This window comes from Bradyrhizobium oropedii (assembly GCF_020889685.1).
GTDB lineage: Bacteria > Pseudomonadota > Alphaproteobacteria > Rhizobiales > Xanthobacteraceae > Bradyrhizobium > Bradyrhizobium oropedii.
The window spans coordinates 19,403-28,029 of record NZ_JACMYO010000114.1; the positions used below are offsets into that span (position 1 = coordinate 19,403).

The following is an 8,627-nucleotide window of genomic DNA, read 5'->3' on the forward strand; positions in this document are numbered from 1 at the left end:
CTCGGTGCGCCGGCGCTATGTCGCCCTGACCACGCCCGGCCGGCCTGGTGCGCATTCAAGGGCATCGCGGTCCCAGTTCGCGTTGATGGCCGCGGCCTCATAACTCGATTGCAGGAAATCCAGCAGCGCCTTGTCGGGATCAACGGCCGTGCGCACAGCATCATAGGGCAGGATGAATTCGCCGAGCGCCTCGCTGAAGAATGCTGCATCAGGGCGGACCGATGTGCTGCGATAGCCCGCGGGCTCGGGATAGGCGTAGGAATAGAATGCCGGATAGTCGATCGCGCCGCCCGGCCAGAAGCCCGCGCTGCTCACCTCGTGCGAATAGGCTTCGTGCGCCACCGCGTCGGGCAGATGCGGCACGCCGCCGGGATGCTGCGGTGCTGCGCGGCCGGAGAAACGCGTCACCGCGAGATCGAAGCTGCCCCAGAAGAAATGCACCGGGCTCGCCTTGCCGAGAAAGCCGGTCCGGAATTGCTTGAACACGCGGTCGCAGTTCACAAGGATCTGGTGAAAACGGCGTACGGCGTCCGCATCGTAGGCGGCATGCTGCGTATCCTGCGAAAACCGGATCGGGTCGGCGACTTCGTTCGGCAACTCGTCAATGGCGATTTCGATGCCGAGCCGCTTCAGGTCGGCCATGACCGTTGTGTAAAAGCTTGCGACCGATTGCCCGGCCAGCGCGAATTGCCGCTCGGCGCCGTCGCTGGTCGAGATGCGGAGCAAATGATCGATGAAGTCGAAGTCGATCTGGAATGTGTGGTCGCCGTCGGGAATCGGCGAGGTGGTCAGTCCGCGCGCGGTGACATAGAGCGTGACGTGCCAGGAGTGATTGAGCCAGGGCGATTTCGCCAGCCGGATCTTGCCGGCGATCTGGGTGAAGAGCTGGAGCGTGGCGCTGCTGTCGCGCCAGGCCGCGGTGGGCAGTTCCGGCCAGCGAGTCTTCGCAGGGGTATTCATGGCAAACCTCTGGGCTGCGGGACGTGATCTTGACGGCCAAGCGCACTAACGCGCTTTGCCGTCAAACCGCATCTAGGTGAGTTCGGGGCACAAGCTCTGCGGCTCTCACCGGCGGCATATCGTCGAGCGCGGCAATCCGGCGGTCAATCTCACGGATCACGTGTTTCGAGAATGGCCCGAAATGCAAATACAGCGCCATCAACATCACGATGTAACGCAGCGCGCCTGGATTGGACTTGGCGACCTCGACGAAAGTCTTCCAGAACGGCTCGCGGACCTCGGGCAGGACACGCATGATCTTGTGTACGCTCTCGATGCCGCCAAGCCTCTTGCGTATGTCGCCATCCGGCAGGTCGCGGCGCCGGTCGGACCGGTCGAGCATGGCGGCGAGCCGCGACAGTCGTCCTGCATAGGCGGTCGAGCTGAAGACGTGCCCGAGCACGGTCTTGTAGTCCTCAAGGATGTCACGAAGCGGACGTATAGTGTCGAAGTTGCACCCGAGTGTGCATTGGTCGCCCGCCTGCTCGACCTTCATGAGATCATGGCCTTCGTGCAGGCGGCCTTCTTTCGCCAGACGCCGCGTCAACTGTGTGCCGGGCAGCGCATAGAGCAGTCCAATCATGCAGACCGGAATGCTCGCCTCCTCGATGAAGTCGATCATCGCCCGCCCCATCGAGGCTTTCTCGGTATCGAACCCGACGATGAAACCCGCGGTGACGAACATGCCGTAGCCATAGATCTTGTGAATGCATTCGGCGATATTACGCCGGGTGTTCTGCTTCTTCTTCATCTGCACAAGGGTCTCCGGATCCGGGCTCTCAATGCCGACGAAAATCCCGAAGAAGTTCGCGTCCTTCATCGCCTGCAACAGCTCGCTGTCGTCAGCGATATTGATCGAGGCTTCCGTCGAGAACTCGAACGGATAGTCTCGCTCCTCCAGCCAGGCTTTGAGCTGCGGCAGCAGGATGCGGAGGTTTTTCTTATTGCCGATGAAATTGTCGTCAACAAAATCGACATGTCCGCGATAGCCGTGATCGTAGAGCGCTTGCAACTCAGCGAGAATCTGATCGGCGGTCTTGGTGCGCGGCACACGACCATACAGCTCGATAATGTCGCAGAACTCGCAGGTGAACGGGCAGCCACGCGAATATTGCACGCCAATGAAGAGATAATGGTCGAACTTGATCAGGTCATAGCGGGGCATCGGGCTTAGCGTGACGTCGATCTTGAACTTCTCGGCGACGAACACGCCCTTGCGCTCGCCGCTTTCCCAGGCAGCGACAAATTGCTGGATGATTTGCTCTGCCTCGCCGATCACCTGGAAGTCCGCGTCGGCGTAAAGATGCGGGCTGGAGGAGACGTCAGGCCCGCCGACACATACCGGCTTGCCGTGCTGGTGGGCGAGATCGATCAGGTGGAGAAAATCGGGCTGCTGGTTAAGCATACCGCCCATCATGACAAGATCGGCCGAGTTGAGGTCGGCGTCCGTCAAGGGCTCGGTGTTACGGTTGACGAGGCGAATGTCCCAATGCTTGGGCAGCATGGCGGCGACGGTGATCAGTCCGAGTGGTGCCGCCGGATACTTCGCGCCGACGAGTTCACAAGGTTCCGTGTAGTTCCAGAAGGACTCCTCAACGAACTTCGGATAGATCATTAGGACGCGACAGGGAACCGTCATGTTGCTCCAGCCTAGACATTGACGGTCACGATGACACGCGGCTTGCCGCGGCTCAAGGGTTCGCTTCGCGGCCAATTGTCAGGCGATCTTGGGCAAAGAGCCGATTACGTCGCTTATCGGCCTTTCTTGGCGTTCGTGCAGCGACCGCACTTGCGCCGCTCTCCGGGGAGAACGTCGCGACTTGGGCAGGGGCGGCAATCCCGAACGAGAATGCCACCCCCATCGCATCAGCCGTGCAGCTTGTTCGCGGTCTCCGCGATTGCGCGGCCCTGATAGCGGGCGCCGGCGAGCTCGTTTTCGCTGGGCTGACGGCTGCCGTCGCCGCCCGTGATGGTGGTGGCGCCGTAGGGCGCGCCGCCGGTGACCTGGTCGAGCTTCATCTGTCCGGCGAAGCCGTAATTCAAACCGACCACCGTCATGCCGAAATGAAGGAGGTTGGTGATGATCGAGAACAGCGTGGTCTCCTGGCCGCCATGCTGGGTCGCGCTCGAGGTGAAGGCGCCGCCGACCTTGCCGTTCAGCGCGCCCCTGGCCCAGAGGCCGCCGGCCTGGTCGAGGAAATTGGCCATCTGCGAGGACATGCGGCCGAAGCGGGTGCCGGTGCCGACGATAACAGCGTCGTAATTGGCGAGATCGTCAATCTTGGCAATCGGCGCGGCCTGGTCGAGCTTGTAATACGACGCCTTGGCGACTTCGGCCGGCACCAGTTCGGGCACGCGCTTGATGTCGACAGTGGCGCCGGCTTCGCGCGCGCCTTCCGCAACGGCATTCGCCATCGCTTCGATGTGACCGTAGGCGGAGTAATACAGAACGAGAACCTTGGCCATGATGGCCTCCATTTGGGTTGGGTAGGTAGGGACGTTTCGGGGGAGGGGCATGCGCGGACAGCCGTCCGCGCATGCAGGGGTGAGAGGTGATCAGGCCGCGTCGACCAGGACGAGTTCGGCATCCTCGAGCGCGGTGATCTTCAGCTTGGCCTCATCGCGGATCGCCGCGCCGTCGCGTGCATTGACGCGCACGCCGTTGACCTCGATGCTGCCGGCCGCCGGCACCAGATAGAGGTGACGGGCCTTGTCGGCGGAATATTCCGCGCTCTCGCCGGCTTTCAGCGTGGTGGCGAGCACCCGCGCATTGGCACGGATCGGCAGCGCGTCTTTGTCGCCGTCGATACCGGAGGCGATGGTGACGAGCTTGCCCGAGCGGTCCGCCTTCGGGAACGGCTTCGAGCCCCAGGTTGGGTGACCGCCCTTCGTCGTCGGCTCGATCCAGATCTGGAAGATCTTGGTCTTCGCCGGCTCCAGATTGTATTCGGAGTGACGGATGCCGCTGCCGGCGCTCATCACCTGCACGTCGCCGGCTTCAGTGCGTCCCTTGTTGCCGAGCGAGTCCTGGTGCGTGATCGCACCTTCGCGAACATAGGTGATGATCTCCATGTTGGCATGCGGATGCGCCGGGAACCCGGAGTTGGGCGCGATCTCGTCGTCGTTCCACACACGCAGCGCGCCGTGGCTGACATTGGCGGGATCGTAGTAGCTCGCGAATGAGAAGTGATGCTTGGCCTTCAGCCAGCCGTGGTCGGCGCCGCCGAGCTTTGCGAATGGTTTCAGTTCGATCATGGTCATTCTCCTTGATGTCGATGTTGCGGAGAGGCGGGGCGCATTCCGCCCCGGCATCTCCCGAAAAATTGCGATCAGGCGCCGAAGCCGCCGTCGACGTTGAGCACGGTGCCGGTCACGAACGAGGCTTCCGGGCTTGCCAGGAACACGACGCCGGCTGCGACCTCCTCAGGGCGGCCGAAGCGCTGCAGCGCGTGCTGCAGGCGTTGCGTCTCGGCAAACTCGCCGCCGTCCTTCGGGTTCATGTCGGTGTCGATCGAGCCGGGCTGCACTACATTCACCGTAATGCCGCGCGGTCCGAGGTCGCGCGCCGCGCCCTTGGTGTAGCCGACGACGGCCGCCTTGCTGGCGACGTAGTCGGCAAGCCCCGGGAACGAGGCGCGATCCGCCAGCATGGAGCCGACAGTGACGATGCGGCCGCCTTCACCCATCAGCTTCGAGGCGGCGCGGATCGCGGTGATCACGCCGTCGACGTTGATCGCCTCCTGGCGGGCCAGCGTCGCGGTGTCGGCCTTGGGATCATCCACCGCACCGCCGGATGCGACACCGGCGTTGTTGACGAGGATGTCGAGCCGGCCAAAATCCTTGGCGACGGTCTTCACCAGCTGATCGACGTCGGATGACGAGGCCTGGTCGGCCTTGTAGGCACGGGCATTGACGCCCTTGCCCTTCAACTCGGCGACGACGGCTTCGGCCTTTTCGGGAGAGGCGACGTAGCTGATCGCGACGCTGGCGCCTTCCGCGGCGAGAGCGCGGGCGCTGGCCGCGCCGATGCCGCGTGAACCGCCGGTGACGAGAGCAACCTTGCCTGAGAGCTTCTTGGTCATTGGATTTCTCCATCGAGTGGATTTGCGTTTGAATTCGATGGACTTGGATATGCCTCCGGCTGTGGTATAGAAATAGAAACTATTGAAACTCATTGTTTCCAAAATGAACGATCGAGGATAGCTGCCCATGTCGAAACTGCCGGACTTCGAGGCGCTCGCGATTTTCGCAAAAGTCGTGGAATTACGGTCGTTTGCGGCGGCCGCGACCGAGCTCTCGCTGTCCAAGGCGACGGTGTCGAAAGCGGTCAGCCGGCTTGAGGAGCGGCTCGGCGCGCGGCTGTTCAACCGCACCTCCCGCCGTCTGGCGCTGACCGATGCCGGCCAGAAATTGTCGGAGCGCGCCGCGCGGCTATTGGCCGACGGCGAGGCCGCCGAGAACGAGGCGCTGGCGCAATCGACCACGCCGCGCGGCCTGGTGCGGCTCGCGGTGCCGATGAGCTTCGGCATCAAGACGGTGGCGCCGGTGCTGCCGGAATTCATGGAGGCCTATCCGGAGGTGGCGATCGATCTGCATCTGAGCGATGCGACGGTCGATTTGATCGGTGAGGGCTTTGACGCCGGCCTGCGCATTGCGCGGCTGCCGGATTCCTCGCTGATCGCGCGGCGGCTGTGCGGCATGCCGCGCTATACGGTGGCGGCGCCGTCCTATCTGAAGCGCCACGGCCGGCCGACCCATCCGATGCATCTCGCCGAGCACAAATGCTTCGGCTACGCCTATCTCTCGACCCAGGGCGTCTGGCACTACACCAACGCGTCGGGCGAGCAGGCGAGCGTGCGCCCCGCCGGCCAGCTGCGGGTCAACAATGGCGAGGCCGTGATGCCGGCGCTGCTTGCCGGGCTCGGCATCGCCGATCTGCCCGACTTCATCGTCGGCGACGCGATCGCGCGCGGCGAGGTCGAGGTGATCCTGAAGGGCTGGAAGCAGCCGGAGGGCGCCGTGCATCTCGTTACCCCGCCCGGCGGCCCGCGGCCCGCCCGCGTCGAGGTGCTGGCGGATTTCCTCGCCAGCCATTTCGCCAAAGGTCGCGCTCAGCGCAAATAGATCGAGGTTCGTTGCGCGGGCGCAGCCGAACGCCGGGCGACCCGTCACATCAGTGTCATCCCTTTTAAATTGTATAGATTGTGTGAACTAACCCACGATCGTGGGCCGACGCGATCGTCTATTCCTGCGTCCTGAACCGGTGTTGCCGCCAAGCGCATTTTCGGAGGAACCAGATGATTGACCTGACCAAGCACGATTTCACGTCATTGTCGGTGAAGGACCTGCTCGATGCCCGTGAGGCCTATCACGTGCATCTGGCGCATCTGCAATCGGTCTACGCCACCGCGATCGGTCGCTATCTGATCCGCGACAACGACCGCAACGCGACGGAAAGGCGACACTACTCCAAACCGCAGGCGCTTGGACCACGCACGCTGTTCAACTCGTCAGTCAAGGACTGGTCGTGGCCCTGCATTCTCGTCTTTGTCCGCGACTGGATGAAGCGCTCCGAGCTGAAGAACCATCCCGAGAAGCAGGACCAGCTGGTTCCTCCGTTCCTGTATTTGCCCGACGGTCGCGTCGTGCCCACCTGCGTGATCAAGGTCGATCCGAACGAGGGCAGCCCCGGCACGGTCGACCCGCCGATCTTCAAGAGCGATCTGGTCGGTGGCGGCTTTCCGGTCCAGACCACGATCCAGGGCAAGATCCACCGCGGCTCGATCGGCTGTCTCGTCACCAACGGCGAGACGGTGTTCGCGCTCTCCAATCGTCACGTGGTCGGCACGGCCGGACGCGAGATCTTCGCCGGCTTCAAGAACACCGACCGCCGTCTCGGCGTCAGCGATGCGCTGCAACTCGGCAAGCGCGCGTTCAGCGACGTCTATCCCGGCTGGCCCGGCTCGCGCGTGGTCGCCAATCTCGATGCCGGACTGATCCGCGTCGATGACGTCAAGGGTTGGACCGCGCAGGTCTACGGCGTCGGCCAGGTCGGCGATGTCGTCGATCTCAATGTCGGCACCTTCCGCCTCGACATCATCAACCAGCTGCTGATCGCCTTCGGTGCGACCAGCGGATTGATGAAGGGCAAGATCATTGGCCTGTTCTACCGCTACAAGACCGTCGGCGGCATGGAATATGTCAGCGATTTCGTGATCGGTCCGCGCGACGGCGACACGCCGCTCAACAATTATCCCGGCGACTCCGGCACGGTCTGGTTCCTCGATGACCCGGACGCGCCGAAGAATGCCAGCGGTGCACGCATCCTCAATCCACTGGCGCTCGAATGGGGTGGCCAGGAATTGTTCGGATCAGGCGGCAGGATTCCGATGCAGGTCGCGCTCGGCATCTGCATGGCGACGCTGTGTCGCGAGCTCGATGTCGAACTGATCGGCGACTGGAACGCAGGCCATACCGAGTATTGGGGCGAATGGGGACACGTCAAGATCGGCGCCTACGCGACCGGCCTGATCGATGCGAAGCTTCCCAAGCTTTCGACCATGATGGACGCCAATTCCGACAATATCGGCCTCGACGACAAGCTGCTTGCCGACCTCAAGCCGTATCAGAGAGGCGCATTCGCGCCGCTTGCCGACGTCGCCGACCTGGTCTGGCGCTTCACCCGGCGCACCGACGAAAGCAACCATTTCGCCGACATGGACAGGCCGGGCAAGGACGGCAAGACGCTGCTGGATCTCTGCGCGGAGTCCACGCGCAACGTCGATCCAAAGGTCTGGAACGACTATTACGAAGGGATCGGCGAGGACCGGCGCGGCGCCTTGCCGTTCCGGGTCTGGCAGATTTTCGACGAGATGGTCGAGTACGCCGCCGCCAACAAGAAGCTGGAGTTCGTCTGCGCCGCGGGCATCGTTGCGCACTATATCGGCGATGCCTGCCAGCCGCTGCACATCTCGCAATTCCACCATGGCCTCGATCCGAACGACAAGACGCATGCCAAGGTGCACAGCGTGTACGAGACGACGATGATCGGCCGGCACGGCAAGGATCTCATCAAGATGATCCCCGATGCCAAGACGAGCGACGTCGCGGAGATTACTTCGGGCGGAACGCCGACCGGCCGTGACGCCGCGGTTGCCGTGGTCGCGCTGATGCAGCGGACCGTGAAGCGGCTGCCGCCGATGACGATCGTCAATTTGTTCAACTCCAATATGGGGGGCGGGCAGGTCGACGTGATGTGGTCGAAGCTGAAGGACGCCACTGCGGCCTGCATGCAGGACGGCGCCAAGACCCTGGCTCGGGTCTGGGAAGCGGCCTGGCGCGCCGGTGCCGCCGAAGATCGCGGGCAGGGCGGCAAGTTCGACCAGGGCAGTCTGAGCAAGCTCTACAACGATCCGAGCTTCCTGCCCGCGTTTCAGCTCCAGCAGCTCACACTGGATGCCGACGATCATATCGTTCCGATCGGGGGAAGCAGTGCACGACGCCGGAGCGTGACGTCGGTCCGCCGCTCGAGCTCGCCAGCAGCGAAGAAGGCAACCAGGAATACGGCCAGGAAAGCACCGAAGAAAGCGCCCAGGAAGGCGGTGGCGCGCAAGCGCCCGGCTGCAGCC

7 protein-coding genes are annotated in these 8,627 nt (G+C 63.2%); 2 read left to right on the forward strand and 5 right to left on the reverse strand.

Annotated features, from left to right (window positions below; genetic code table 11):
- Positions 1-15: 15 nt before the first annotated feature.
- The 5 genes from H8A95_RS27485 to H8A95_RS27505 all read right to left on the reverse strand — a co-directional run bounded on the left by H8A95_RS27485 (position 16) and on the right by H8A95_RS27505 (position 5,081).
- Positions 16-960, reverse strand: a complete 945-nt coding sequence (locus H8A95_RS27485; protein WP_229186055.1) for a DUF5996 family protein — start codon at positions 958-960, stop codon at positions 16-18.
- Positions 961-1,021: 61 nt separating this feature from the next.
- Positions 1,022-2,638 (reverse strand): B12-binding domain-containing radical SAM protein, encoded by a 1,617-nt coding sequence (locus tag H8A95_RS27490; RefSeq protein ID WP_229186060.1) that lies wholly within the window; start codon positions 2,636-2,638, stop codon positions 1,022-1,024.
- A 227-nt stretch (positions 2,639-2,865) separates the two neighbouring features.
- A complete protein-coding gene (gene wrbA, locus H8A95_RS27495) occupies positions 2,866-3,465 on the reverse strand; it encodes an NAD(P)H:quinone oxidoreductase (RefSeq protein WP_229186056.1) in 600 nt (199 codons plus the stop codon).
- Positions 3,466-3,555: 90 nt separating this feature from the next.
- Complete coding sequence (locus tag H8A95_RS27500) at positions 3,556-4,254, reverse strand: pirin family protein (RefSeq protein ID WP_229186057.1); 699 nt, start codon at positions 4,252-4,254, stop codon at positions 3,556-3,558.
- A gap of 74 nt (positions 4,255-4,328) precedes the next feature.
- Positions 4,329-5,081 carry an SDR family NAD(P)-dependent oxidoreductase gene (locus H8A95_RS27505; protein ID WP_212011787.1) on the reverse strand — a complete coding sequence of 251 codons (753 nt, stop codon included), beginning with the start codon at positions 5,079-5,081 and terminating at the stop codon, positions 4,329-4,331.
- Positions 5,082-5,208: 127 nt separating this feature from the next.
- Between H8A95_RS27505 and H8A95_RS27510 the strand changes: the two genes are divergently transcribed.
- Both H8A95_RS27510 and H8A95_RS27515 read left to right on the forward strand, forming a co-directional pair.
- Positions 5,209-6,123, forward strand: a complete 915-nt coding sequence (locus H8A95_RS27510) for a LysR family transcriptional regulator (protein WP_229186058.1) — start codon at positions 5,209-5,211, stop codon at positions 6,121-6,123.
- 173 nt (positions 6,124-6,296) lie between these two features.
- Positions 6,297-8,627: Nal1-like putative serine protease (locus H8A95_RS27515; RefSeq protein ID WP_229186059.1), on the forward strand; the 2,331-nt coding region annotated here is incomplete at its 3' end.